This is a genomic window from Nocardia sp. FDAARGOS_372, assembly GCF_002554515.1.
GTDB classification, from domain to species: domain Bacteria; phylum Actinomycetota; class Actinomycetes; order Mycobacteriales; family Mycobacteriaceae; genus Nocardia; species Nocardia farcinica.
Window position 1 is genome coordinate 1,050,871 of sequence record NZ_PDDW01000001.1, and the last position, 24,935, is coordinate 1,075,805.

Genomic DNA, 24,935 nt, shown 5'->3' on the forward strand with positions numbered 1-24,935 from the left:
TTGACGGTTATCGTCGGAGGCATGGCAACCGGCAGCCCGACGACGGCAGATCACCTCCGCGCAGCACTCGACGGACCCTGGCGTGACATCCGGCAGCAAGCCCGCCGCGAACTCGCCGACGAGCGCTTTCTCGGGGACCCGAACCTCGACTACAAGGCCGCGCGGGCGCGGGTGCTCGACCAGATGCGCCTGCTCGCCGCGATGGATTACGCCAAGCGCGGTTTCCGTCTGGAGAACGGCGGCGTCGGCGACCCCGGCGGCGCGGTGACGGCACTGGAGATGGTCGCCTACGCCGACCTGTCGCTGTGGGTGAAATCCGGCGTGCAGTGGGGCCTGTTCGGCGGGGCGGTGGAGAACCTGGGCACCGAGCGCCATCGCGAGTACATCAAGCAGCTGATCTCGCTGGACCTGCTCGGCTGCTTCGCGATGACCGAGTCGGGCCACGGCAGCGACGTCGCCAGCCTGGAGACCACCGCCACCTACGATCCGGCGACCCAGGAGTTCGTGATCCACTCGCCGACGCCCTCGGCCCGCAAGGACTACATCGGCGGCGCGGCCGAGCACGCCCGGATGGCGGCGGTGTTCGCGCAGCTGATCACGCAGGGTGAAGGCCGCGGTGTGCACTGCTTCCTGGTGCCCATCCGGGACGAGCAGGGCGCCGACCTGCCCGGCGTCACCACCTCCGACGACGGCCTCAAGGGCGGGCTGCTCGGCGTCGACAACGGCCGCATCGTCTTCGACCACGTCCGGATTCCGCGGGAGAACCTGCTCAACCGCTACGCCGACGTCGAGCCCGACGGCACCTACAGCTCACCCATCGAGAACCCGAGCAGGCGCTTCTTCACCACGCTCGGCACGCTGGTGCGCGGCCGGATCAGTGTGGGCGGCGCGGCCGCCGCGGGCGCGCGGGTCGCGCTCAGCATCGCCGTCCGCTACGCGCTGCAGCGCCGCCAGTTCGCCGACCCCGACAGCGGGACGGAGACGGTGCTCATGGACTACCGGATGCACCAGCGCAGGCTGCTGCCGCTGGTCGCCAAGTCCTTCGCCTACGCCTTCGCGCAGAACGACCTGGTGCGCCGGATGCACGTCATCCAGACCGGCCAGAACCTCGACCCCGGCGCCCAGCGGGCCTTGGAGAAGCGGGCCGCGGGTCTCAAGGTCGCCCAGACCCGGCACGCCACCCGCGCCATCCAGGAATGCCGGGAGGCGTGCGGCGGCGCCGGCTACCTCACCGAGAACCGGCTGGTCACGCTCAAGGCCGACACCGACGTGTTCACCACCTTCGAGGGCGACAACGTCGTGCTCACCCAGCTGGTCGCCAAGGAACTGCTCACCGCCTACGCCGACGAGGTCCAGGATCTCGACGCGCTGGGCTGGGTGCGTTTCGCGGCCACCATGGCCGGTGACGTGGTGCGCAAGCGCTCGGGCGTGCGCCAGCTGATCCAGACCCTGCGCGATCGCAGCGACGAGTCGGTCGACGAGGGCGACCTGTCGCGCCGCTCCACCCAGTTGCAGCTGTTCGCCGACCGCGAGGACTATCTCGTCCGCACCGCCGCCCACCGGCTGCGCGCCCGGGCCGAGGACACCACGCCGTTCGAGGGCTTCAACAACGCCCAGGACCACATCCTGGCGGCCGGGTCCGCGCACATCGACCGGCTGGTGCTGGAAGCCTTCATCGAGGGCATCGGCGAGATCGAGGACCCCGAGGCCAGGGCGCTGGCCGAGACCGTGTGCGACCTGTTCGTCTACACGCTGCTCGAGGAGAACTCGGCCTGGTACATCATGCACCGCTTCATGTCCGTCGAGCGGGCGAAGGCGGTGCGGCGCGGGGTCAACGAGCTGGTCGACCGGCTGCGCCCGCACGCACTCACCCTCGTCGAGGCGATGGGCGTGCCGGAGGAGATGCTGCACGCGGCGATGCTGCACGACGCCAGCGTGTACCAGCGGAGCTGACGCCGGATCGGGGGCGGCTCCTTCGGTGGCGCTGCCCCCGACCCGTTCAGGGGACCGAGTCGTCGTGCCCCGGTCCGCGGGCGGGTCGACGCGAACCCGCGAGCCGTTCGGCCGCGGCGCATCCGGCGATGCCGAGGGCCAGTGCCGCCGCGGCTCCGCCGACCACATCGGTCGCGTAGTGGTAGTCCATGCCCACCTGTCCCACCACCACGGCGCCGCAGGCGACCACCCCGGCGACCGCGACGGCCAGGCGGACGCGGGCCGAATCGCACAGCAGCACAACGGTCGTCACCACGGCGACCAGGTGCACGGTGTGCCCGCTCGGATAGGCGAGGTAGTCGTGCAGCGGCCGGTCGAACAGCGGCTTGAGCACCCAGGTGTTGAGCGCGATCGCCGCCTCGGGCACCACGAGCATCGTCGCCGCCCGCCACCACTGCCGTCGCCACCCGAACCACGCGATCGCCGCCAGCAGCAGGGTCACCACCAGCCAACCGTCGCTCGGCGCGACCAGCACCCGGTGGATCGGGGCGGGTGGGCCGGTGCGCACCATGTCCGCGAGCGCGCGGTCCACCCCCGTCGGGCCGCCGCCGGGCGGAAAGGTGAGCGGGAGGGTCAGCGTGACGAGCGCGGCGAGCGTCGCGACGACGGCCCGGCCGGTGAGCTTCTGATCGAGCACCCGACGACGATAACCAGGGCCGCGCTCAGCCCGGCCCGTAGGTGAGGAACGCCGACACCAGGAACCACAGCACCCACGCCGCGGCGATCACCATCCCGATGGCCAGCGTGGTGCGCATGAACGCGCGCCCCATGTCGATGTCGCCCGCCTCGAACGGATACAGCTTCCACGGGCTGTACCACGGCGCGCGCACCAGCGGTGGCCGCGCGTCGCGTTCGAGCTGCGCGAGCTCCTCGGCGTAGGCCTCGGCCTGCGCCTGGGCCGGGCCGCCGTGCCACAGGGTGATGTCGATCGGCCCCAGAAAGCCCTCGTTCAGCAGCTCCTGCGGAGCGGGTAGGTAGGGGAGCAGGCCGAGCCCACGAAACGCCACCGCGACGTCGTTGGCCGTCCACAGGTGCTTCTCGCTCTGCGCCAGCGTGTCGAAGTAGTGCCGCAACCGGCCCTGGTCACTGCCCAGGATCGCATCGAAGCTCGGGTCGCTCCAGGCTTGGCGGACCTCGAGCTTCGACCCGCGCGGCGGGATGACCAGCGCCACCCCGTGCACCGCCCGCTGGCCGAGGCCGCGCGCGGACAACCAGTCCTGCAAGGCGAAGGTGTGCTCGCGGGACCGCTCCAGCGGGGTGCGCTTGTCGCGGCCGGTCATCGTGATCTGCTCGCCGTCGATGGTCCACGGGCCGTTGAGCGGGACCTCGAGGGTGCCGTCGCGCTGGGTGTCGGGCTCGGCGGCCTCGATCACCACGCAGCTGGTCGGCGTCCACACCACCGCGTCGAACTGGTGCAGCCGATCCTGGTGGAACAGACTGCAATTGATCGTCGCGACGCCGTGCGGGCTGTCCGGGTCCTTCCAGGTGCGCAGCCAGTCGATCAGCGCCCGCTCGGCAGTGGTGCCTGCCGGGTTCTGTACTCGCACAAGCATTCGCGACCGCCCTTCACGTCGTCACTCGACTCCGCACAGGATACGAGGAATCCGCCACCGCGCGCCCCGGCGCCGACGCGGCGCGGCGTGTCGGCGCCCGGTGCTCACTCCGGGAGTTCGGCGCGCAACCGGCCCGACGCCACCGCGCGCACGAGCTCGGCGTGGTCGGCCTCGGTCCGGTCGGCATAGCGGACCGCGAAGGCGGCCACCGCCTCGTCGAAGCGCTCGTCGCCGTCCAGATAGCCCGACAGCAGTCGCGGGTCGAGCGAGCGGGCGTGTGCCCTGGCCAGCAGCGCCCCCGCCAGCCGGCCGTAGTCGTCGAGATCGTCCTTGCCCAGGCCCGCCGGATCGATGCTGCCCTTGAGATTGCGGAACTGGCGCACGATGAACGGCAACTCGCGCCCGTCCAGCCGCAGCGTGGTCCACCCGAGCAGGATGTCGGTCTCGGCCTGAACCAGCCTGGCGCCCTGCACGATTCGTTCGCCCTCGTGCGCGACCGGGACGGCGGGCAGGTAGGGCGCGAGCGCGGAGGGGATGGCCTGCTTGAGCTGCAACACCAGCACCTCCTCGTCGTTGCCGTGCAGCAGCGCGACGTAGCTGTGCAGGCCGACGCTGCCGGTGCCGACGATGCGGAAAGCGATGTCGGACACCGCGAATCGGGCGAGCAGATCGCGCCGCGACTCGCGCAGCGTGATGCCGTAGCGTTCCAGGCCGTCGGTGACCGCCTCGGCCACCTCCTCGCTCACCTCGGTGAGCACCGGCGGGTCGGCGACGAAGCGGCGCTTGCGCACCCCCGTCTCGTGGTCGTCGATGTGCTCGGTCCACTTGGCGGCGACCTTGGCGCTGGTGTTCTTGCGCGCCTTCTTGGCGGCCTTCTTGAAATCGTCGATCAGGTCGTCGGCCTTGGCCCGGCCGAGGATCGATTCGTCGGGCAGCGCGCTCCAGGACTCCATGAACGGCCGCCCCGCCAGGTCGTCGATCGCCAGCCGGTAGGAGCGCGCCGCGTCCAGCGCGGCGGCCCGGCAGTCGTCCTCGCCGACGCCGGACTCCCGGCCGGCCAGCACCAGGCCGGCCGCCAGCCGTTCCAGGTCCCATTCCCACGGCCCGCGGATCGTCTCGTCGAAATCGTTGATGTCCATGACGATCTCGCCGCGCGAGGTGCCGTAGAGGCCGAAGTTGGCCGGGTGGGCGTCCCCGCACAGCTGGGCGTGCACGCCGGTCGCCGGGCCGTCCGCGAGATCGGCGGCCATCAGGCCCGCCGCGCCCCGGTAGAAGGTGAACGGACCGCTCGCCATCCGGCCCACCCGCAGCGGCACCAGATGCGCGAGCCGGTCGGCGTGCGCGGCGGCGAGGAAATCGAGCACGGCGGGCCGGCGCGGCCCGGCGGCCTGCCGGTCGCGAGCCGTCGCCGGCACGTGCTCCCGCAGGGCGCGGCCCTTGGCGCGTACCTCGTCGGCGGGCACGAAGGTACGCAGGTCGATACGACTGTCTGACACAGCCGCTCACGTTAGTGCCGTGGCCTGCGCCGCGCGCGGAACCCGGCCGGGATCACGGCGCGGGCACCGGCGGATCGACGGGGGTGATCGGCAACCGCAGCGCGCCGGGCGCGTGCTCGGGCACCGTGGGCCGCACCGGCCGGACCGGGTCGATGCGCCGGTACGGTGCGCCCAGCTCCGGGCGCGGATCGGGCTCACCCTTGTTCGGCCAGAACGCCATCGCGCGCTCGGCCTGCGCGGTGATGGTCAGCGACGGGTTCACGCCCAGATTGGCCGTCACCGCGGAACCGTCGGCCACGTGCAGGCCGGGGTGCCCGAACACGCGCTGGTAGGGGTCGACGACACCGGAGCGCGGGGTCTCGCCGATCACGCAGCCGCCGATGTAGTGCGCGGTCGCCGGGATGTTGAACACGTCCATGATCAAGCCGTGGGTGTCGCCGTCGATCTTGTCCGCGAACCGCCGCGCGATGTCGTGCGCCAGCGGGATCCAGGTCGGATTCGGCTCGCCCGTGCCCTGTTCGGTGCGCAGCGCGCCGCGCTTGCGGAACGAGGTCAGCGAGTTGTCCAGCGACTGCATCACCAGCAGGATCACCGACTTCTCCGAGCCGCGGTAGGGCACGCGGCTGCGCAGGAACGCCAGCGGATGGGTCAGGATCGCCAGCAGGAACCGTAGGAACCGGAACGCCCCGCCGTCCACCAGCGGCACCGCCATGGTCGCCAGCGCGTTCTGGCCCTTGCCGTAGTGGCACACCTCCACGTGCGTGTTCGGCTCCGGGTGGATGGAGGAGGTGATCGCCACACCCTGGGCGAAGTCGTACCGGGACCGGCTGGCCACGTTCAGGATCGCCTCGGAGTTGCTGCGGGTGAGTTCACCGAGCCGGGGGGACAGTCCGGGCAGCACGCCCTCGTCCCGCATCCGGTGCAGCAGCTTCTGGGTGCCCAGCGCCGCGCCCGCGAAGACCACCTGCTCGGCGGTGAAGGTCCTGGGCTCCTTGCGGATCCAGCGCCCGGACCGCTCGGTGTCCACCGCGTACCCGCCGCCGGACAGCGGCCGCACCGCGGTGGCGGTGGTGAGTTCGTGCACCCGCGCCCCGGCCTGCTCGGCGAGGTAGAGGTAGTTGGTGGTGGTCGTGTTCTTGGCGTTGTGCGGGCAGCCCGTGAAACAGCGCGCGCAGTGGACGCAGCCGCTGCGGCGCGGCCCCGCCCCGCCGAAGTAGGGGTCGTCCACCTCCTCGCCCTGCCGGTCCTCGTTGAAGAACACACCCACCTGGGTGGGATGGAAGGTGTCGGCCACGCCGATGTCCTCGGCGACCTCCTTGATGATCTCGTCGGCCGGGGTCGTCCGCGGGTTCGGCGCCACGCCGAGCATGCGCTTGGCCTGGTCGTAGTACGGGGCGAGTTCGCTGCGCCAATCGGTGATGTGGGCGCACTGCCGGTCGGTGTAGAAGGCGGGCAGCGGCTCGTAGAGGGTGTTGCCGTAGATCAGTGACCCGCCGCCGACCCCCGCGCCGGAGAACACCGCGCACTTGCCGAGGATGCTGATCTGCTGCGGCCCGGTCAAGCCCAGTTTCGGTGCCCAGATCGACTTGCGCAGATTCCAATTCGTGGCGGGCAGATCCGCGGCGTCCCAGCGCCTGCCCGCCTCGAGCACGCCGACCCGGTACCCCTTCTCGGTCAGCCGCAGGGCGGCGACGCTGCCGCCGAACCCGGAGCCGATCACCACCACGTCGTAGTCGAACTCGGCCATGTCTTCCTCTCCATCACCATCGGTTCGATGAGATGATTTCACAGTCATTCTTTCACCGCGGGTGTTGTGGCGAAAAGCAACCGCGCGCCCGGATGGCGGTCACCGGGGCCGGTGCGGTAAGCACAGCGTGTGACGACGACGCCGGCCGACCGCATCCTCACCGTCCCCAACGTGCTGAGCGTGCTGCGACTGATCGGCGTGCCGGTGTTCCTGTGGTTGTTGCTGGTCGAACGGGCCGACGGCTGGGCCTTCGCCCTGTTGGTCGCCAGCGGGATCACCGACTTCCTCGACGGCAAGCTGGCCCGGCTGCTCGACCAGAGTTCGCGGCTGGGCGCGCTGCTGGATCCCTTCGTCGACCGGCTCTATCTGGTCACCACGCTGGTGGCCTTCGTGGCGCGCGGGCTGCTGCCCTGGTGGGTGGCCCTGCTGCTGGTCGGGCGCGACGCGGTGCTGACCCTGACCCTCTCGATCTATCGCCGACGCGAACTCGACCCGCCCGAGGTGATCTACCTCGGCAAAGCCGCCACCTTCGCGCTCATGTCGGCGCTGCCCTGGCTGCTGGCCGGGCAGATGGACTGGCCGCTGGACGGTTTCGGACGGGCCTTCGGCGGGGCATTGTTGATCTGGGGCACCGCGGTGTATCTGTGGACCGGCGTGCTCTACACGGGCAAGGCCGTCGCGGTGGCACGGGCGATACCGGCTGTGCGGCAGCATCACCCATAACCGCCGGCGTCACCCGGTACCGATAAGGTTGCGTGCAGCGTTCACGACGAACGACGGTCATGACGGAAAGGACGCCCAGTGGCAGTGACCCCCGAGGATCTGCGCTACACCGAGGAGCACGAGTGGGTCCGGCGGATCGGCCCCACGCGGGTCCGGGTCGGCATCACCGACTACGCCCAGTCCCAGCTGGGTGACGTCGTGTACGTTCAGCTGCCGGACGAGCAGCGCGAGGCCGCCGCGGGCGAGAGCATCGCCGAGGTGGAATCGACCAAGAGCGTCTCGGACATCTACGCCCCGCTGGCCGCGAAAGTCGTTGCGGTGAACGAAGAACTGTCCAACGCGCCGGAGACGCTGAACGCCGATCCGTACGGTGCGGGCTGGCTGTTCGAGCTGGAGGTGGCCGATGCCGCCGCACTCGACGTCACGCTGGGCGAACTGCTGGATGCGGCAGGTTATCAAGGAGTTATCGGGGGCTGAACCGGCCTTCCCGGTTCTCCCTGCACGGGCGGGCCCCGGCAGGGTACGGTCAAAGCCAACGGATGAGCCGGCGCGGTGACGTCGGCGTTCTGACGACACGACCTCGTGTCGACCAAAGCATCACCTGCTTGCATGGATAATCAGGTTCGAGGAGGAGAGAAACGGTGAGCGAGAACAAAGACCCGGGTTACCAGGAGACCGCGGCCGAGACGACGTCGGTCTTCCGCGCGGATTTCCTGAACGAGGTCGACGCGTCGCGCTCCGGTGAGCAGACCGGCGAACAGCCGGTTCAAGGGGTCGAGGGCCTACCGGCGGGCGCGGCCCTGCTGGTCGTCAAGCGTGGCCCCAACGCGGGCTCGCGGTTCCTCCTGGACCAGCCGACCACCTCGGCGGGCCGCCACCCCGACAGTGACATCTTCCTCGACGATGTCACCGTCAGCCGTCGGCACGCGGAGTTCCGTCAGGACGACGACACCTTCCAGGTGGTCGACGTGGGCAGCCTCAACGGCACCTACGTCAACCGGGAGCCGGTGGACTCCTCGGAACTGCAGAACGGCGACGAGGTGCAGATCGGCAAGTTCCGGCTCGTGTTCCTCACCGGTCCGCGCGCACAGGTGAACGAGCCCTCGGCGGGTGCGGGCAGTCTATGAGAACCACGTCGGACGGCGGCGTTCGCGGGGGCACGCGTGGCGGTAGCGCGCGGTCGTCGAACCCGTCGCCGGTCCGGCGTGCGGCAACGGACGGGAAGGACTCGGCGCGGTGACGGGCGCGGCGCAGCAGTGGGCACGCGGAGGCATGTCGATCGGCTCCGTGCTCGACCTGTTGCGGCCTGATTTCCCGGACGTCACGATCTCCAAGATCCGTTTCCTCGAATCCGAGGGCCTGATCCGTCCGGAGCGCACCCCCTCGGGGTACCGGCGGTTCTCGGTGGCCGACTGCGAGCGGCTGCGCTTCATCCTCACCGCGCAGCGCGACCAGTACCTGCCGCTGAAGGTGATCAAGGAGCAACTCGAGGCGATCGACAAGGGGGCGGCCACCCTCGGCGTGCGCGAGGCTCGCGCCAGGGCGCTGTCGAGCCGGGCGGGCGGCGCGGAGGCCCCGGGGGCCGGTGCCGGCTCGGCCGGCGGGCGCGGCGCACCCCGCAAACTGGGTGTGGTGCCCGACGAGGTATCGCCGGAGGAGTTGCGTGTCGATCACGAAATCCGGCTCACCCGAGCCGATCTGCTCGCCCAGGCGGGCATCGATGAACCCTTCCTCAACGACCTGATCCGTGCCGGGCTCATCACGCCCGGTCCCGCGGGCTTCTTCGACGGCGAGGCGGTGACCCTGGCCAAGACCGCCCGCGCGATGGCCGAATTCGGGCTGGAAGCGCGCCATCTGCGGGCGTTCAAACTGGCCGCCGACCGCGAGGCCGCGCTGCTGGCCCAGATCGCCGCGCCGATCGCCAAGAGCCGTGATGCCGGCGCCAGGGCCAGGGCCGAGGAGACGGTGCGGGAGCTGGCGGCGCTGTCGCTGACCCTGCACACGTCCCTGGTGAAGGCCTCGGTGCGGCACGCGCTCGGTAACTGAACCGCGCCGCCGTCGGCCGGGCAACACGCCCCGGGCGGCGGCACGGACCGATCGCAGCACCCCCGCCCGTTCGCTTAGACTCGGAGTTACGGCGAGCTCTGCAGCGGTTCGAGCCGGGCGGCCGGCGATTATGGGAGGCAGTGGCATGAGTGAAATGCGTGTGATCGGCATCCGCGTCGAGCAGCCACAGAACCAGCCGGTGCTGTTGCTTCGCGAGGTGTCCGGCGATCGGTATCTGCCGATCTGGATCGGGCAGGCCGAGGCCACAGCCATCGTGCTCGAGCAGGAGGGGGTGACCCCGATCCGTCCGCTGACCCACGATCTGATCAAGATCATGATCACCGAGCTCGGACACACCCTCAAAGAAGTGCGGATCGTGGATCTGCAGGAGGGCACCTTCTACGCGGATCTGGTCTTCGACAACGATCTGCGGATTTCCGCGCGCCCCTCGGACTCGGTCGCGATCGCCCTGCGGGTCGGTTGCCCGATCTATGCCGAGGAGCCGGTGCTCGACGAGGCGGGACTGGTGATGCCCGACGAGCGCGAGGACGAAGTGGAGAAGTTCAAGGAGTTCCTGGAATCGGTCTCCCCGGACGATTTCAAGGCCACCGACAGCTGAATTTCTCGACCTGAAGTACAGCCTGAGACTTTTACCGCGCGTCGCGTTTGGTCCGATGATGCCATTCCCCGGACAATCGACGGGAGTAATCTCGATAGTTGGGCCGCGATCATCACGGTGCTCGCGGTCGTCACGGAGTCGGGTCATCGGTGCGGCCGGGCGTCGGCGGAGCAAGGGAGTGGTCAGTGGCAGAGCAATCGCAGGATGTGGTACAGCCAGGCCTGTTCCCGAACGACGCGGTGCCCGACGACCTGGTCGGCTATCGCGTGCCCAGCGCCTGTCAGGTGGCGGGGATCACCTACCGCCAACTCGACTACTGGGCGCGCACCGGGCTGGTCGTGCCCTCGATCCGCGGCGCCGCGGGCTCGGGGAGTCAGCGGCTCTACTCGTTCAAGGACATCCTGGTCCTGAAGATCGTCAAGCGGCTGCTGGACGCGGGCATCTCGTTGCAGAACATCCGCATCGCGGTCGACCACCTGCGCAGCCGCGGCGTGGAGGATCTGGCGGGCATCACGCTGTTCTCCGACGGCACCTCGGTCTACGAATGCACCTCGCCGGAAGAGGTCGTCGATTTACTGCAGGGCGGCCAGGGCGTGTTCGGGATCGCGGTCTCCGGCGCCATGCGTGAGCTCACCGGCGTCATCGCGAATTTCCCCGCCGAACGGGCGACCGCGGCCACCGAGCGGCCGGAGGACGAATTGGCCTACCGTCGCAAGGCGCGGATGAACCGGGCCACCGGATAGGCGGACAGTGCCGATCGCTGTCCGTTCGCGGGAGTGACGAGCGCGACATCGGAGTCGGCGCGTGGTTTCGGCACCGCGCGCCTTACACTGACGGTGCGTCGCGCCGTGCGGGAGAGTCCCGGTCTCAGCCGAGTCCGGGCGCCGAAGGAGCAGCACCTCCCCGTCAATCTCTCAGGCAACCGGACCGTGCGGCTTTCGACGCCTCTGGAAAGCGGTGGTCCGCGCGCTGACGCGGGTGCGCCCGCCCACGGGGAAAGGGGGCCGGCAGCGCGTCGGCATCCCGAATCTCTCAGGCATCACGACAGAGGGGGAGGGCCGGTACCCGTCGACACCGTCGACCCGCCCGACCTGGAGTTGCCGCCGTGACCCGATCCTTCGCCGACCGCCACATCGGACCCGATGCCGCCGAACTGTCCCGGATCCTCGAGGTCGTCGGGGTCGACTCCCTCGACGCGCTGGCCGCGGCCGCGCTGCCCGCGAGCATCCTCGACGACGCAGGCGCGGGCCCGCTGGCCGCGTTGCCGCCCGCGGTGAGCGAGCACGAGGCGCTGGCCGAACTGGCCGCCCTCGCGCAGTCCAACACCGTGACGACCTCGATGATCGGCCTCGGCTACTACGACACGCTGACTCCGCCGGTGCTGGTGCGCAACCTGCTGGAGAACCCCGCGTGGTACACCGCCTACACCCCGTACCAGCCCGAGATCAGCCAGGGCAGGCTCGAGGCACTGCTCAACTTCCAGACGATGGTGTCGGATCTGACCGGGATGGAGGTCGCCAACGCCTCCATGCTCGACGAGGCCACCGCGGCCGCGGAAGCGATGACGTTGCTGCGCCGCGCGGGCCGCTCCCGATCGAACCGGCTGCTGATCGATGCCGACCTGTTCCCGCAGACCCGCACGGTGCTGCACACCCGGGCCGAGCCGCTGGGCATCGAGATCGTCGAGGCCGACCTGGCCGCCGCCGGACTGCCCGAGGGAGAGTTCTTCGGTGTGATCGTCCAGCTGCCCGGCGCGTCCGGCCGGGTGGTGGACTGGACCGCGCTCATCGCGGCGGCCCACGAGCGCGGCGCGCTGGTCGCCGCGGGCGCCGACCTGCTGGCCGTGACGCTGATCGTCCCGCCCGGTGAGCAGGGCGCCGACGTGTGCTTCGGCACCACCCAGCGCTTCGGCGTGCCGATGGGCTTCGGTGGTCCGCACGCGGGCTATCTGGCGGTGCGCAGCGCCCACGCGCGGCAGTTGCCGGGCCGGTTGGTCGGTGTCTCCAAGGACGCCGACGGCAATCCCGCCTACCGCCTGGCCCTGCAGACCCGCGAACAGCACATCCGCCGGGAGAAGGCGACCTCCAACATCTGCACCGCCCAGGTGCTGCTGGCGATCGTGGCCGCGATGTACGCCTGCTACCACGGCGCCGACGGGCTGCGCGCCATCGCGCGCCGGGTGCACGGCCATGCCGCGCGGATCGCCGGGGCGCTCGGGGAGGCGCTGGTGCACGACACCTACTTCGACACCGTGCTGGCGCGGGTGCCCGGCCACGCCGAAGCCGTCGTCGCCAAGGCCGCCGCCTGCGGGATCACGCTGCGCCTGGTCGACCCCGATCACGTCGCGGTCGCCTGCGACGAGGCCACCACCGACGCGCACGTCGAGGCCGTGCTCGACGCGTTCGGCGTGGCGCCCGCCGAGCCGGTGGACGCGGGCATCGCCACCCGGACCTCGGAGTTCCTGACGCATCCGGCGTTCACCCGCTACCGCACCGAGACCGCGATGCTGCGCTACCTGCGGTCGCTGTCGGACAAGGACATCGCCTTGGACCGCAGCATGATTCCGCTGGGCTCGTGCACCATGAAGCTCAACGCGACGGCCGAGATGGAGCCGATCACCTGGCCCGGCTTCGCCAAGCTGCACCCCTACGCACCGGTCGAGCACGCCCCCGGCCTGCTGAAGCTGATCGGTGATCTGGAGAGCTGGCTGGCCGAGATCACCGGCTACGACGCGGTGAGCCTGCAACCGAACGCGGGCAGCCAGGGCGAGTACGCGGGCCTGCTGGCGATCCGCCGCTACCACCTCGACCGCGGCGACACCCATCGCGACACCTGCCTGATCCCCTCCAGCGCGCACGGCACCAACGCGGCCTCCGCCGCGATGGCGGGGCTGCGGGTGGAGGTGGTCAAGTGCCGCGAGAACGGTGACGTCGACCTCGACGACCTGCGCGCCAAGATCACCGACCACGCCGAGCGGCTGGCGTGCATCATGATCACCTACCCGTCCACGCACGGCGTCTACGAGCACGAGATCGCCGAACTGTGCGCGCTGGTGCACGACGCGGGCGGGCAGGTCTACGTCGACGGCGCGAACCTCAACGCGTTGGTCGGGCTGGCCAGGCCGGGCCGGTTCGGCGGCGACGTCAGCCACCTGAACCTGCACAAGACCTTCTGCATCCCGCACGGCGGCGGTGGTCCCGGTGTCGGGCCGGTCGCGGTGCGCGCGCACCTGGCGCAGTACCTGCCCGGCGACCCGCTGGAATCGGACTCGCACGCGGTTTCGGCGGCGCGCTACGGCTCGGCCTCGATCCTGCCGATCACCTGGGCCTACATCCGGATGATGGGCGCCGAGGGGCTGCGCAAGGCGACGCTGACGGCGATCGCCTCGGCCAACTACCTGGCGCGCAGGCTCGACGAGTACTTCCCGGTGCTCTACACCGGCGAGAACGGCATGGTCGCCCACGAGTGCATCCTGGATCTGCGCGAGCTGACCAAGCGCACCGGCGTCACCGTCGACGATGTGGCGAAGCGCTTGGCCGACTACGGTTTCCACGCACCGACGATGAGCTTCCCGGTGGCGGGCACCCTCATGGTGGAGCCCACCGAGAGCGAGAACCTCGCCGAGCTGGACGAGTTCGTGGCGGCGATGATCGCCATCCGTGCCGAGATCGATCAGGTCGGCGCGGGCGTGTGGCCCGCCGAGGACAACCCGCTGCGCGGCGCCCCGCACACCGCCGAGTGCCTGGTCGGTGAGTGGGCGCACCCGTACTCGCGCGAAATCGCGGTCTACCCACGGGGTCTCGGCCACGCCAGGGCCAAGGTGTGGCCCGCGGTGCGGCGCATCGACGGCGCGTACGGCGACCGGAACCTGGTGTGCTCGTGCCCGCCGCTCGAGGCGTACGCGGAATAGCCGATCAGGACCGGCCCGGTGCGCGATCGAGCAGCCCGGCGCGGGCGGCCGCGATCGCGGTGTCGGCGGCGTGCCGGGTCAGTGTCTCGTCCACGGGTTCGTGGGTGATGAGCAGGCGGTGGAACACCGGCGCGATGGCGTAGCGGACCACCGCCTCCGGGTCGACCTCGGGCCCGAGCTCGCCGCGGGCGACGGCGCGGCGCACGATCTCGGCGGATTGGTGGTGGCGGGCGCGGTAGAACGCCCGCAGCGCCGTCGCGGCGTCGGGGTTCTGCAGTGCCGCGGTGACGAACGCGGTGGCGACCGGTCCGGCGTCGGGGTCGGTGAAACCGGTGTGCACGGCGGCGGTGAGGGCGCGCAGATCCGCGGTGAGATCACCGGTGTCGGGCAGCGGCCATGCCTCCTCGGCTGCCAGTTCGAGTGCGTCGGCGACCAGACCGGCGGGGGAGCCCCACCGGCGATAGACGGTGGTCTTGTGGACGCCGGAGCGCTGCGCGACGTTGTCGATCGTCAGCCCGGCGTAGCCGTGCGCGACGAGCTCGTCGAGGGTGGCCTGCCGCACGGCCGCGCGCACGCGCGCGCTGCGGCCGCCGGGGCGCTTCGTGGTCTCCAAAGACAACTCCTGTTGCATTAATCGAGTGGTGGGACTATCTTAAAGCTACACACGTAGCGATTGGAGAACCACCTGACCACTCAGCTGTCTTTGCGGACCATCGAGAAGTCCTACGGCGCCCGGGTCGTGCTCGACGGAGTGTCCCTGTCGATCCGGCCCGGCGAGCGGGTGGGCATCGTCGGGGAGAACGGCTCCGGCAAGTCCACCCTGGTGCGGATCATGGCCGGGCTCGAGGCGCCCGACGACGGCGAGGTCGTCTGCTCCGCGCCCGGCGGCGTCGGGCACCTCGCGCAGACGCTCGACGCCGAGACCGTCGGCGCCGCCATCGATGCCGCGCTCGCGGACGTGCGCGAACTCGCCCGGCGGATGGAGATCGCCGCCGAAGCCCAGGACATGGCCGCCTACGGCGAACTGCTCACCGCGTTCGAGGCGCGGGACGGGTACGAGGCCGACCTCCGGGTCGACCAGGCGCTGCACGGGCTCGGCCTGGGACACCTCGACCGCGACCGCGCACTGACGGCGCTCTCCGGTGGGGAGCGGGCCCGGTTGGCACTGGCCTGCCTGCTGGCCGCCTCCCCGGAGATCCTGCTGTTGGACGAGCCGACCAACCACCTCGACGACGCCGCGCTGACCTGGCTGGAAGAGCGGCTGCGCGGCCATCGCGGCACGGTCGTGGTGGTCTCGCACGACCGGGTGTTCCTGGATCGCGTGGCCACCGCGATCGTGGAGGTGGCCGACGGCGGCGTCACCCGGTTCGGCGGCGGCTATTCCGGATTCCTGGCCGAGCAGGCGGCGGCGCGGCAGCGCTGGGAGCAGGAGTACGCCCGCTGGTGCGCCGAGATCGAGCGATTGCGCGAGTTCTCCCGCGACACCGCGCACCGCGTGGCGGTGGGCCGGGCCATGCGTGACAACAACAAGATGGCCTACGACCGCAATGCCGGGCGGGTGCAGAGCTCGGTGTCCTCGCGGGTGCGCCAGGCCGCGGAGAAGGTGCGCCGCCTCGAGGCCGACCCGGTGCCGCGGCCGCCGGAGCCCCTGCGGTTCCGCGCGGGATTCCGTGCCGCGCAGCCGAAGTCGTTCGATCTCGGCGTGCTGACCCTGGGCCCGCGGGATCGGCTGCTGATCCACGGTCCCAACGGCGCGGGCAAGTCGACGCTGCTGGACCGGCTCTACGCCACGGCGCCGGGCCGGGTCGGCTATCTGCGCCAGGAGGAGACGTTCGATCCCGAGCAGACCGTGCTCGCCGCCTACGGACGCGGGCGGGCGGCGCTGCTGGCCACCGGCCTGTTCGCGGCCGAAACGCTGGATGTGCGGGTGGGGGCGTTGTCGGAGGGGCAGCGGCGCAGGCTGGCGCTGGCCAGGCTGCTCGCCGGCGAGCACGACCTGCTGTTGCTCGACGAGCCGACCAACCACCTGTCGCTCCGGTTGGTCGAGGAGCTGGAACAGGCGCTGGCCGAGTACCGCGGCGCGGTCGTCGTCGTCACCCACGATCGTGGGCTGCGGCGCCGCTTCCGCGGGGTGCAGAAGGGAGTGTGGGAGTTTGCCTGAGATCCTCGAGGTGGTCGACGTCGACGGTGGCCCGTACGGGGTGACCGTGGACGAGACGGGCACGCTGTGGTTCACCCTCGCGGCCCGCGGCGCCGTGGGCCGGCTGGTCGACGGCACGGTCGAGACCGTCGCGCTCGAACCCGCGGACGGCTCGCCCACGGTGATCGTGGCCGAGGGGGACGGCGCGTGGTTCACCGAGTTCCGCGGAAACCGGATCGGCCGCGTGGAGGCGAACGGCGCCCTGTCCTTCCTGGCCGCCGAGTCGCCCTACGGGCTGTGCCGGGCGGGCGACGGCGGGCTCTGGTACACCGAACTGTCCGCGGGCGGCGTGGTCCACCGGGCACCCGACGGCACCGCGACCCGGTACGCGGTCGAGGGAATGCCGTCGATGATCGCCGAGGCCGCGGACGGGACGGTGTTCGTCACCCTCAACCAGGGCAACGCCGTCGCCCGCATCACCCCGGACGGGCAGGTGCGCACCACCGCCCTGCCCACCGCCGGGGCCGGACCGGTCGGCCTCGCCCCGGCCGCCGACGGCGCCTGGTTCGTCGAACTGCTCGCCGGTCAGCTCGGGCACGTCGACCGGGACGGGACCGTCACCGAACATCCGCTGCCGGACCGCGACGCGCGCCCGCACGCGGTGGTGGTCGCCCCGGACGGCACGGTGTGGTTCACCGAGTGGGCCGCCGCGCGCCTCGGCCGCCGCACCGCCGACGGCGAGATCACCGAGCTGGCGTTGCCCGGCACCGAACCGCACGGACTGACCGTGGCGCCGGACGGGACGCTGTGGGTGGCGATGGAGTCCGGCGCGCTGGTGCACGTCCGTCCCTGACGGCGCCGGCCGGCCTAGGTCGTCGTCAGCGCCTGCGCCATCGCGGTGCCGAAGGCCAGGTCGTTCGAGGTGGGCACCGTGGTGTAGGTGCCGCCGGTGCGTTCGGCGGCGGTCTGCAGGGTGTCGGTGCCCGCGCCGCCCACCACGATGACGTCGATGCGGACCGGGCGGGCGGGGTCGGCGGCGGCGGCGAGATCGGCGAGCAGCTGCGGCCCGGTGACCGCGGAGTCGTCGTCGGGGCCGTCGGTGACGAGCAGGACGGTGTTGGTGCGGCCCGCCTGGTGGTTCTGCACGGCCTGGCGGTAGGCCGCCAGCAGCGTCGGGTAGGCCTGGTCGGGGCGGGTGTCGGTGGCGCGCACCGAGGACAGCGCCTGGTCGACGGCGGCGCGCTGGGCGTCGGTGAGCAGGCCGGTGGGGGCCTGGACCTCGTAGGGCCGGTTGCCGTCGAGGTTCTTGCCGAAGGTCCACACGCCGAGACCGAAGTCGGGCGGCATGACGGTCATGGTCGAGCGCAGCGCGCCCAGGGTGTTGGCCAGGCGGGTGGTCGAGCCCTCGGTGGTGGCCATGCTGGCGGAGACGTCCACCAGCACGGTGGCATGGACGCCGAGGACCGGGTTGGCGAGGGTGGCGCGCACCGTCTCCAAGGCCGCCCGGTCCGCGCCCGCGCCGGTCGGTGCGGGGGTGGCGGTGAATCCGGCGGTGGTGAAGAACGCGGCCTGGTCGGGGTGGCGCAGGTAGTCGACGAACATGCCCGCGGCCAGGTTCTGGGTCTGGTCCACCCACGGGCCGGACAGCAGCGCGGCCGGGTGGTCGGCGACCGGTGTGGTCCCGGCGGGCCGGAACGCGGTGAGCTGCGGGTGCGCCGCGATTTGCTGTTCGGTTGCGGCCACCGCGTGCACGGGTGCGTTCCCGCCTCCGGCGGCGGCCAGCGCGGCCGCGGTGTCCCCGGCGTCGGGCGCACCGACGGCCAGCCCGGAGACGGCGGCGACCGCCTGCCCGGACGCGGCGCCGGACTCGGTCAACGGTTCCTCGCCCGCGACCGCCGCCGCGACGGAGGTCGCGACCGCCAGGGCGGCGTCCCCCTCGGGCAGCGCCAGCCGCAGCCCGCCCCACCCGGACAGCCCGAGTTCGTCGAGCGAACCCTGTTGCAGCCGAGGCAGATCCGCCCACGCGACGTTCGCCTGCGCCAGTGCGGCGCGCAGCGGCTCCGGCACCGCGAGCGCGACGGGCGTGGCGGCGATCGGCGACGGCTCACCGGCGACCAGCCCCGGCACCCGCATCGCCTCGACCGAGCGCGAGGAGTCCGGAATCCACAGTGCCGGTTGCGGTCCCAGCGTGCTGTTCCACGGGCCACCCGCGCGGAAGGCCTCGACGACCGCCGCCGAGGGTTGCGCGGTGACGGTCACCGTCACGCAGTGGTCGCGCACCTGCGGATCGGTGGCGTTGTACTTCTCCGCGATGGCACGCACCGGCGCCTCGATCCCGGGGTCGACCGTGACGGAGACCGTCGCCGACCCTTCGACACAGTCGGCCGCGGCCGCGCTGTCGCGCTCGGCCGCCCGGTCCCGGAACTGGAACCACGCGAAGACCGCCGCGACCAGCAGCAGAACGGCAACCACTGCGATAACCGGACCTTTGCTGACGCCCCGGGATCGGGTTCCGCTGCGATGAGTGCCCACGGGGCAACAGTGTATGGTCACCCGCTCGGGCAGGCCCCGCGAGGGAGCGATCCCGGTTACCCGGTCACTCGCGCACCAGGCGGCCGCGATCGAACTCCGACCCGCCCCACACCCCGGACTGTCCGGTCTCGGCCGCGAACTCGCCGCAGGCCACCCGGATCGGGCAGCCCGCGCAGATGGCGCGGGCGTAGTCGAAGTCCTCCGACGGGTACGGGAACCACGCGTCGTGGTTGGGATCGCCGCGGCAGGCGGCGCGGTGCCAGCCTCGCGCGTCGGAGAGCGGCAGCAGCTCGGTGAGCGCCCGCTGCGCCGCGCTCGGTAGGGTTCGGACGGTCATCGTGTTCGCTCCTCTCCGTGCGGATTCGCGTGAAGTCCTCACGCGGACAACTGCTTCCAGATGCGCCGCTGGCGCTTGCCGAAGTGGTCGGGCGCCTTGGGCTGCCACAGCAGCCGCATGCCCGCCTCCTCCGGGGTGCGGTCGGCCTTGCGGGTGTTGCAGGGCGCGCAGCAGGCGACGAGGTTGTCCCAGGTGTTGGGGCCGCCCCGGCTGCGCGGGCGGATGTGGTCGACGGTGTGCGCCCAGTCGGCGCAGTACCCGCACCGGTTGCCGTCGCGGCGCAGCACACCGGCCAGGGTGGCGCGGCTGTCGTCGTGCACCACCGCGGCGTGCTCGAGGAACACGTAGTGCCGCAGCCGGATGGTCTGCGGCAGCGCGATCTCGAGTCGCTGCGACCGGATCGGCAGATAGGGCTCGCGGTCGGCGATCGACTCGGCGATCCCGCCGATCAGCAGCACCACGGCCCGGTCCGCGGTGACCTCGGTCAGCGCCTCGTAGGAGGCGTTGAGCACGAGTACGCGGGTGTGTATCCAGTTGTCGGCGGTCACCTCGGGGACGGCAGCGGGCAGCATGGGGCTCACCATGTTTCGTGGGGAAAGTGGGAAGGGCGGCGGGACGCGGCTCAGGCGCCGTGTTGTCCGGCGATGCCGGGCACGCCGGGGACACGGCGGGCGACCGCGCGGCGTTCGCTCGACATCCCCTGCGGCGACGGCAGATCCGTCGGATTCGATGGATACGAACGCATGGTCACCCCCTTCCCGGTCCTGGTGGTCGCGGCCGGTCCGGCCGGGCGCGCGACATCGTGGAATGCCATGGTGGCACAGGGCATACGGCTCTGTCGGCTCATTTTTTCCGCGGTCGGGCCGACGCACGACGAACGCCTCGCCCCGGTGCGGGGGCGAGGCGTTCGCGCCGGTCGGGTGTCAGCCCAACGGGCCGTGTCCGAGCAGCACGTTGCCGGTGAACCGCAGCTGTTTGGCGCGGGGGAGCGGATGGAAGAGGATGCCGTGCACGTCGCGGTAACGACGCTCGATGTCGCAGGACCGCGAGTAGCCGAGCCCGCCGACGGTCTCCATCGCCAGCCGGACGGTGGTCACCAACTGGTCGCCCGCCACGGTCTTGCGGCTCAGGATCGCCGCGGCGTGCGCGTCGGTGTTGTCGAAGCCCAGGTCGTCGGAGGCGGCGAACATCGCGTCCACCAGGTCGGCGGCGGTGGTGTGGGCGTTGGCCATCTCACCGGTCAGTGCGATCACGTGATCGTCGGTGCGTCCGCGCACGAGAGCGAGTGCGGTGTCCACCGCACCGTCGGCGATGCCCAGGTAGGCGGCGGTGATGAGCGGCATGGCCGCGCCCATCACGATGTTGAGCAGCGGCGGCCACACGTCGGCCGGGCGGATCAGCGACACCGCGGCATCGGGGACGAACACGTCCTCGAGCACGACGGTGTGCGATCCGGTGGCGCGCAGGCCCAGGGTGTCCCAGGTCTGTTCGATCCGCACGCCCGGCGCGTTCAGCGGTACCGCGCAGTGCAGCACCCGCGCGCCGTCCGGAGCGTCCCACCGGATGCTGGTCACCAGGATGGTGCCGACCTCGCACCCGCTGGCCGGTGCCTTGCGGGCGGACACGCGATAGCCGCCCTCGACCCGCTCGGCCCGGCCGTTGGAGGCCACCCAGTCCGAGGCGCCGGTGCTCACCAGGATCGCCCCGGCCCCCACCTTGCCGAGCACCCCGGAGGCGTCGGCGCCGTGCTTGTGCCGCCACACCTGGGCGGCGACGAGGTGGCAGTGCATGGCGAAGGCGACCGCGGTGCTCGGGTCGTGGCGGCCGAGTTCGCGCAGTATCGCGCCGATCTCGGCGTGGGTGGCCCCGCCCCCGCCGAATTCGACCGGCACGCCCGCGGCGGTCAGGCCGTGCTCGCGCAGTGTGTCGACGGCGGTGGGGGAGATGACGCCGGTGCGGTCGCGGTCGGCGACCTCGGGGCGCAGCGTCGCACCGACCGCGCGGGCGCGATCGATCCAGTTCACGGTGGTCTCGGGAGCGGCGAAAGTAGTCATGTTTCGAAGCTAGGAATCGGCGCGATAACCGGATAGTCCAGGAAATGGACCGTCCCGGTCCCGAATCACGACCTCCGAGGTGAGCCGATGCCGAGCCCGACCGCAGCCTACGGCCAGTACTGTCCGATCGCGCGCGCCCTGGATCTGCTCGGCGAGCGCTGGTCGCTGTTGATCCTGCGGGATCTGCTGCTGGGCAGCACCCGCTTCAACGACCTGTCCCGCGGCCTGCCCGGCCTGTCCCGCAGCCTGCTCGCCAAGCGGCTGCGCCAGTTCGAGCGGGCCGGCCTGGTCGAGAAGGTCGGCCTCCGGTACGTGCCGACCCAGGCGGGCCTGGATCTCGAGCCGGTGCTGTTCGGGCTCGCCGAGTGGGGCGCGAGCTGGAGTTTCGGCGCACCCGACCCGGCCGAACTCGACGCCGACCTGCTGGTGTGGTGGATGCACACCCGGCTCGACACCACCGGACTGCCGGGGCTGCGGCAGGTGTTCGCGGTGCGCTTCACCGACGACGCGCGGCGCTACTGGATCGTCGTCGACCGCGGCGCGCCGTCGGTGTGCGTGACCGATCCGGGCTTCCCGGTCGACGTCACCATCCGGTCCGATGTGGCCTCGCTCTACCAGGTGTGGCTGGGCCGCCTCCCGATCGGGCACGCGCAGCGCACCGGCCGCCTGGAGTTCCTCGGCCCGCCCGCGCTCACCCGTCGCATGTCGACCATCCTGCGGCTGAGCCCGGTGGCCCCGTACTCGGCCACTCCACTGCGGATGGCGGAGACCGCGTGAGCCGGAGGCCCCGGGCGCGCCGGCCTCACAGGTTGCCGACGACGTGCTCGAGGCGCTCGGCGAGGTATTCGCGCGCCTGCTCGCGCAGCGCCGGACGGTACCCGCTCGGGTACACCGGGTCGCCGGGCGCGTAGTTCTTCAGCACCTCCTTGGCGAGGGTGATCTTGTGCACCTCGGTCGGCCCGTCGGCCAGGCCCATCACCTCGGCGTAGGTGAGCATGTCCACGAACGGCAGGTCGGTGCTCACGCCGATGGCACCGTGCAGGTGCAGGGCACGCTGGGCGATGTCGTGCATGACCTTGGGCATCGCGACCTTGATGGCGGCGATGTCCTTGCGCACCTTCAGGTAGTCCTGCTCCTTGTCGATACGCCAGGCGGTGCGCAGCACCAGCAGGCGGAACTGCTCCATCTCGATCCAGCTGTCGGCGATGCGCTCCTGGGTCATCTGCAAGGCCGCCAGCGGGCGGCCGTTGCGCATCTCCCGGGAGACCGCGCGCTCGCACATCATGTCGAAGGCCTTGCGCACCAACGCCACCGTGCGCATGGCGTGGTGCACCCGGCCGCCGCCGAGGCGGGTCTGGGCGACGACGAAGCCCTGGCCCTCCGCGCCGAGCAGGTGGTCGGCGGGCACCCGCACGTCGGTGAAGCGCAGGTGTCCCTCGTGCTCGCTGAACCCGGGGACGTGGAAGTTCTTGACGATCTCCAGTCCGGGCGTGCCGGCGGGCACGATGAACATCGACATGCCCTGGTACGGGCTGACGTCGGGGTCGGTGACCACCATGACGATGTGGAAGCTCGCGAACTCGGCGTTGGAGTTGAACCACTTCTCGCCGTTGATGACCCAGTGGTCGCCGTCGCGCACCGCGCGGGTCTTGAACAGGGTGGGATCCGAGCCGCCGGTCGGTTCGGTCATCACGTAGCAGGAGCCGATCTCGCCGTCGAGCAGCGGCTGCAGGTACTTCGCCTTCTGCTCGGGGGTCCCGTAGTGGGCGAGGATCTCGGCGTTGCCGGAATCCGGCGCCTGACAACCGAATACCGACGGCGCCCATACCGACGTGCCGAGCACCTCGTTGAGCAGGGCCAGCTTCATCTGGCCGTAGCCGGGACCGCCGAGCTCGGGGCCGAGGTGGCAGGCCCACAGCCCCTGCTCCTTCACCTTCTCCTGCAGGGGCCGCACCAGCGCCATGGCCGCGGTGTCGGAGCGGTCGTAGGGATTCGGGTAGATCAGGTCGAGGGGCTCGACGTCGGTGCGGACGAACTCGGCGGCCCAGTCCAGCTTCTGCTGGAACTCCGGGTCGGTTTCGAAATCCCAAGCCATGGTCAGCCTTTCGTGTGGGAGATGGTGACGACACCGTCGAGGACGGTGGCGGCGAGGATGTCGGCGATCTCGGCGGGGGTGCGTCCGCCGTGCGGGCGATACCAGAGGGTGACGGTGTTGAGCATGCCGAGCACGCTGTTGGTGACCACGTGGTCGGCGGTGCGCAGCAGACCGGCGGCGTGGCCGGCGTCGAACACCCGCTGCCAGTGTGCCTGGATGCGGTCGCGCAGTTCCTGGAGTTGCGCGGCCCGCTCGCCGGTCAGGGCGCCGACATCGCGCAGCTGGATGGCGACCTCGCGGCGGTGCCGGATGATCAGGACGACGTGGCTGCGGATCAGCTTGCGCAGTTTCGCCACCGGGTCGTCGTCGCCGTCGGTGATGCGTTCGGCGTCGGCGAGCATCAGCGCGGTGTAGCCGTGCAGGATCTGCCACAGCAGCTCTTCCTTGGAGCCGATGTGGTAGTACAGCGCCCCGCGTTGCACGTCGGCGCGGTCGCCGATCTCGGCGACGCCGGTGCCGTGGAAACCCTTCTCCGCGAACAGCTCCACCGCGGCGCGCACGATGCGCTCACGGGTGTCGGCGGCGCCGGCCGCCGAGGCGGGTGGCCTGCCGCGGCGGCGGGTGCGCGTCTGCTCGCTCATCGCCACGGGTCGAGCACGACCTTGCACACGTCGTCGGCGCGGTCGGCGAACATCCGGTAGGCCCGCGCCCCGGCCGACATCGGCAGCCGGTGCGACACCACCACCTCGGGGCGTAGCCTGCCCGCGGCCGTGAGACTCAGCAGGGCGGGAAGTTCGTACTGCACCGAGCACAGGCCGATGTGGAACTCGAGTTCCTTGACCTGCGCGAGCGGCAGATGGAACGGGAACGCCCGGTTCTGGCTGACGCCCACGACGGCGACCCGGCCACGGTGGCCGACCACGGCGGTCGCCAGCGCGATGGTGGCGTCGGCGCCCACGGCCTCCAACGCGACGTCGGCGCCGCCGCCGAGCATCTCGCGCACGGCCTGCTTGGGATCGTCGCCCTCGACCGGTTCCGCGCCGAGTGCGGCGGCGCGGGCGCGCCGGTCGGCGACCAGGTCGACGCCGAGCACCCGGGCCGCCCCCATCACGAACGCGGCCTGCACGGCCATCAGCCCGACCGGACCGAGACCGATCACCACCACCGTGTCGCCCGGGGCGATCCGTGCGCGCCGGGCGCCGTACCAGGCGGTGGGGGCGTTGTCGGTGAGCACGACCGCCGCCTCGTCACCGATCGCGTCCGGCAACCGGACCAGGTTGCCGCCGGCGTGCGGCACCGCCAGCAGCTGCGCCTGCGCACCGGCCAGTGCCCCGCCCAGCCCGTAGCACGCGTCCACCGGCAGCGGCTGCCGCGCACACGCCGCCACGACGCCGGCCCGGCAGTTCCCGCACCGGTCGCAGCCCGCGGAGGCGGGCACCAGCACCCGGTCGCCGACCGACAACCCGTGCGCCTGCGGCCCGAGCTCCACGACCTGCCCGACCGCCTCGTGCCCGACGCCGTACCCGGTGCCCGGGGTGAAGCCGTGACCCCCGTAGATGTGCAGATCGCTGCCGCAGATCCCGGCCGCCGTCACGCGCACGATCGCGCCGTCCGGGCCGGGCAGGGCCGGAACGTCCACCTCGGTGCACGAAATCGCTTGCGGCCCCGCGTAGGTCAGTGCTTTCACGCCG

At 71.4% G+C, this 24,935-nt stretch carries 24 protein-coding genes and 1 riboswitch; of the genes, 11 read left to right on the top strand and 13 right to left on the bottom strand.

From position 1 onward, the window contains the following. Nucleotides 1–21: 21 nt before the first annotated feature. On the top strand, nt 22–1,953 hold the full coding sequence (locus tag CRM89_RS05380; protein ID WP_060591672.1) for an acyl-CoA dehydrogenase: 1,932 nt from the start codon (nt 22–24) through the stop codon (nt 1,951–1,953). 46 nt (nt 1,954–1,999) lie between these two features. Here CRM89_RS05380 and CRM89_RS05385 read toward each other — a convergent pair whose 3' ends face one another. From CRM89_RS05385 to CRM89_RS05400, 4 genes are all read right to left on the bottom strand, one after another. After that, entirely contained in the window at nt 2,000–2,629 is a 630-nt protein-coding gene (locus CRM89_RS05385; RefSeq protein ID WP_098083377.1) for a phosphatase PAP2 family protein, read from the bottom strand. Nucleotides 2,630–2,654: 25 nt separating this feature from the next. After that, a complete protein-coding gene (locus CRM89_RS05390; protein WP_098083378.1) occupies nt 2,655–3,545 on the bottom strand; it encodes a nuclease-related domain-containing protein in 891 nt (296 codons plus the stop codon). 104 nt (nt 3,546–3,649) lie between these two features. Next, entirely contained in the window at nt 3,650–5,041 is a 1,392-nt protein-coding gene (locus CRM89_RS05395; protein WP_098083379.1) for a DUF2252 domain-containing protein, read from the bottom strand. Nucleotides 5,042–5,093: 52 nt separating this feature from the next. Continuing rightward, entirely contained in the window at nt 5,094–6,788 is a 1,695-nt protein-coding gene (locus tag CRM89_RS05400; RefSeq protein WP_098083380.1) for a GMC oxidoreductase, read from the bottom strand. A gap of 129 nt (nt 6,789–6,917) precedes the next feature. Between CRM89_RS05400 and CRM89_RS05405 the strand changes: the two genes are divergently transcribed. The 7 genes from CRM89_RS05405 (at nt 6,918) to gcvP (ending at nt 14,086) form a co-directional block, all read left to right on the top strand. Then, nucleotides 6,918–7,511 (top strand): CDP-alcohol phosphatidyltransferase family protein, encoded by a 594-nt coding sequence (locus tag CRM89_RS05405; RefSeq protein WP_011209016.1) that lies wholly within the window; start codon nt 6,918–6,920, stop codon nt 7,509–7,511. A gap of 78 nt (nt 7,512–7,589) precedes the next feature. Further along, entirely contained in the window at nt 7,590–7,988 is a 399-nt protein-coding gene (gcvH, locus tag CRM89_RS05410) for a glycine cleavage system protein GcvH (RefSeq protein ID WP_011209017.1), read from the top strand. Between the two features lie 164 nt (nt 7,989–8,152). After that, entirely contained in the window at nt 8,153–8,638 is a 486-nt protein-coding gene (locus CRM89_RS05415) for an FHA domain-containing protein (protein ID WP_011209018.1), read from the top strand. A gap of 145 nt (nt 8,639–8,783) precedes the next feature. Beyond that, nucleotides 8,784–9,557, top strand: coding sequence for a MerR family transcriptional regulator (locus tag CRM89_RS05420; RefSeq protein WP_098086881.1), 774 nt, complete (start codon nt 8,784–8,786; stop codon nt 9,555–9,557). 145 nt (nt 9,558–9,702) lie between these two features. After that, nucleotides 9,703–10,176 (top strand): bifunctional nuclease family protein, encoded by a 474-nt coding sequence (locus CRM89_RS05425; protein ID WP_011209020.1) that lies wholly within the window; start codon nt 9,703–9,705, stop codon nt 10,174–10,176. A 185-nt stretch (nt 10,177–10,361) separates the two neighbouring features. Continuing rightward, on the top strand, nt 10,362–10,919 hold the full coding sequence (locus tag CRM89_RS05430) for a MerR family transcriptional regulator (RefSeq protein ID WP_011209021.1): 558 nt from the start codon (nt 10,362–10,364) through the stop codon (nt 10,917–10,919). Nucleotides 10,920–11,017: 98 nt separating this feature from the next. Further along, nucleotides 11,018–11,116, top strand: a riboswitch (glycine riboswitch). 165 nt (nt 11,117–11,281) lie between these two features. Beyond that, nucleotides 11,282–14,086 (top strand): aminomethyl-transferring glycine dehydrogenase, encoded by a 2,805-nt coding sequence (gene gcvP / locus CRM89_RS05435; RefSeq protein ID WP_098083381.1) that lies wholly within the window; start codon nt 11,282–11,284, stop codon nt 14,084–14,086. A 4-nt stretch (nt 14,087–14,090) separates the two neighbouring features. On the opposite strand, the gene CRM89_RS05440 is transcribed toward gcvP, so the two are convergent. Next, complete coding sequence (locus tag CRM89_RS05440; protein ID WP_228786976.1) at nt 14,091–14,699, bottom strand: TetR/AcrR family transcriptional regulator; 609 nt, start codon at nt 14,697–14,699, stop codon at nt 14,091–14,093. A gap of 72 nt (nt 14,700–14,771) precedes the next feature. On the opposite strand from CRM89_RS05440, the gene CRM89_RS05445 reads away from it, so the two are divergent. Then, complete coding sequence (locus CRM89_RS05445) at nt 14,772–16,247, top strand: ABC-F family ATP-binding cassette domain-containing protein (RefSeq protein WP_371392049.1); 1,476 nt, start codon at nt 14,772–14,774, stop codon at nt 16,245–16,247. After that, nucleotides 16,240–17,079 (top strand): virginiamycin B lyase, encoded by an 840-nt coding sequence (locus CRM89_RS05450; protein WP_098083383.1) that lies wholly within the window; start codon nt 16,240–16,242, stop codon nt 17,077–17,079. The genes CRM89_RS05445 and CRM89_RS05450 overlap by 8 nt, the downstream gene beginning before the upstream one ends. 14 nt (nt 17,080–17,093) lie before the next feature. Here CRM89_RS05450 and CRM89_RS05455 read toward each other — a convergent pair whose 3' ends face one another. The 5 genes from CRM89_RS05455 to CRM89_RS05475 all read right to left on the bottom strand — a co-directional run bounded on the left by CRM89_RS05455 (nt 17,094) and on the right by CRM89_RS05475 (nt 21,149). Further along, the gene (locus CRM89_RS05455; protein ID WP_229434995.1) at nt 17,094–18,698 is read right to left on the bottom strand and encodes a VWA domain-containing protein; all 1,605 of its coding nucleotides are present in this window, start codon (nt 18,696–18,698) and stop codon (nt 17,094–17,096) included. A gap of 124 nt (nt 18,699–18,822) precedes the next feature. Then, complete coding sequence (locus tag CRM89_RS05460; RefSeq protein ID WP_011209027.1) at nt 18,823–19,095, bottom strand: WhiB family transcriptional regulator; 273 nt, start codon at nt 19,093–19,095, stop codon at nt 18,823–18,825. 38 nt (nt 19,096–19,133) lie between these two features. Then, entirely contained in the window at nt 19,134–19,667 is a 534-nt protein-coding gene (locus tag CRM89_RS05465) for an HNH endonuclease (protein ID WP_098083385.1), read from the bottom strand. 50 nt (nt 19,668–19,717) lie between these two features. Next, nucleotides 19,718–19,909 carry a hypothetical protein gene (locus tag CRM89_RS05470; RefSeq protein ID WP_098083386.1) on the bottom strand — a complete coding sequence of 64 codons (192 nt, stop codon included), beginning with the start codon at nt 19,907–19,909 and terminating at the stop codon, nt 19,718–19,720. Between the two features lie 109 nt (nt 19,910–20,018). Further along, the gene (locus CRM89_RS05475) at nt 20,019–21,149 is read right to left on the bottom strand and encodes an acyl-CoA dehydrogenase family protein (RefSeq protein WP_098083387.1); all 1,131 of its coding nucleotides are present in this window, start codon (nt 21,147–21,149) and stop codon (nt 20,019–20,021) included. Between the two features lie 87 nt (nt 21,150–21,236). On the opposite strand from CRM89_RS05475, the gene CRM89_RS05480 reads away from it, so the two are divergent. Further along, nucleotides 21,237–21,926, top strand: coding sequence for a winged helix-turn-helix transcriptional regulator (locus tag CRM89_RS05480; protein ID WP_098083388.1), 690 nt, complete (start codon nt 21,237–21,239; stop codon nt 21,924–21,926). Nucleotides 21,927–21,951: 25 nt separating this feature from the next. Here CRM89_RS05480 and CRM89_RS05485 read toward each other — a convergent pair whose 3' ends face one another. The 3 genes from CRM89_RS05485 to CRM89_RS05495 are packed head-to-tail and all read right to left on the bottom strand — an operon-like array spanning nt 21,952 to nt 24,931. Further along, nucleotides 21,952–23,244, bottom strand: coding sequence for an acyl-CoA dehydrogenase family protein (locus CRM89_RS05485; RefSeq protein WP_098083389.1), 1,293 nt, complete (start codon nt 23,242–23,244; stop codon nt 21,952–21,954). A gap of 2 nt (nt 23,245–23,246) precedes the next feature. Next, nucleotides 23,247–23,885 carry a TetR/AcrR family transcriptional regulator gene (locus CRM89_RS05490; protein WP_098086882.1) on the bottom strand — a complete coding sequence of 213 codons (639 nt, stop codon included), beginning with the start codon at nt 23,883–23,885 and terminating at the stop codon, nt 23,247–23,249. Further along, nucleotides 23,882–24,931, bottom strand: a complete 1,050-nt coding sequence (locus tag CRM89_RS05495; protein WP_060591646.1) for a zinc-binding dehydrogenase — start codon at nt 24,929–24,931, stop codon at nt 23,882–23,884. The genes CRM89_RS05490 and CRM89_RS05495 overlap by 4 nt, the downstream gene beginning before the upstream one ends. Nucleotides 24,932–24,935: the final 4 nt, after the last annotated feature.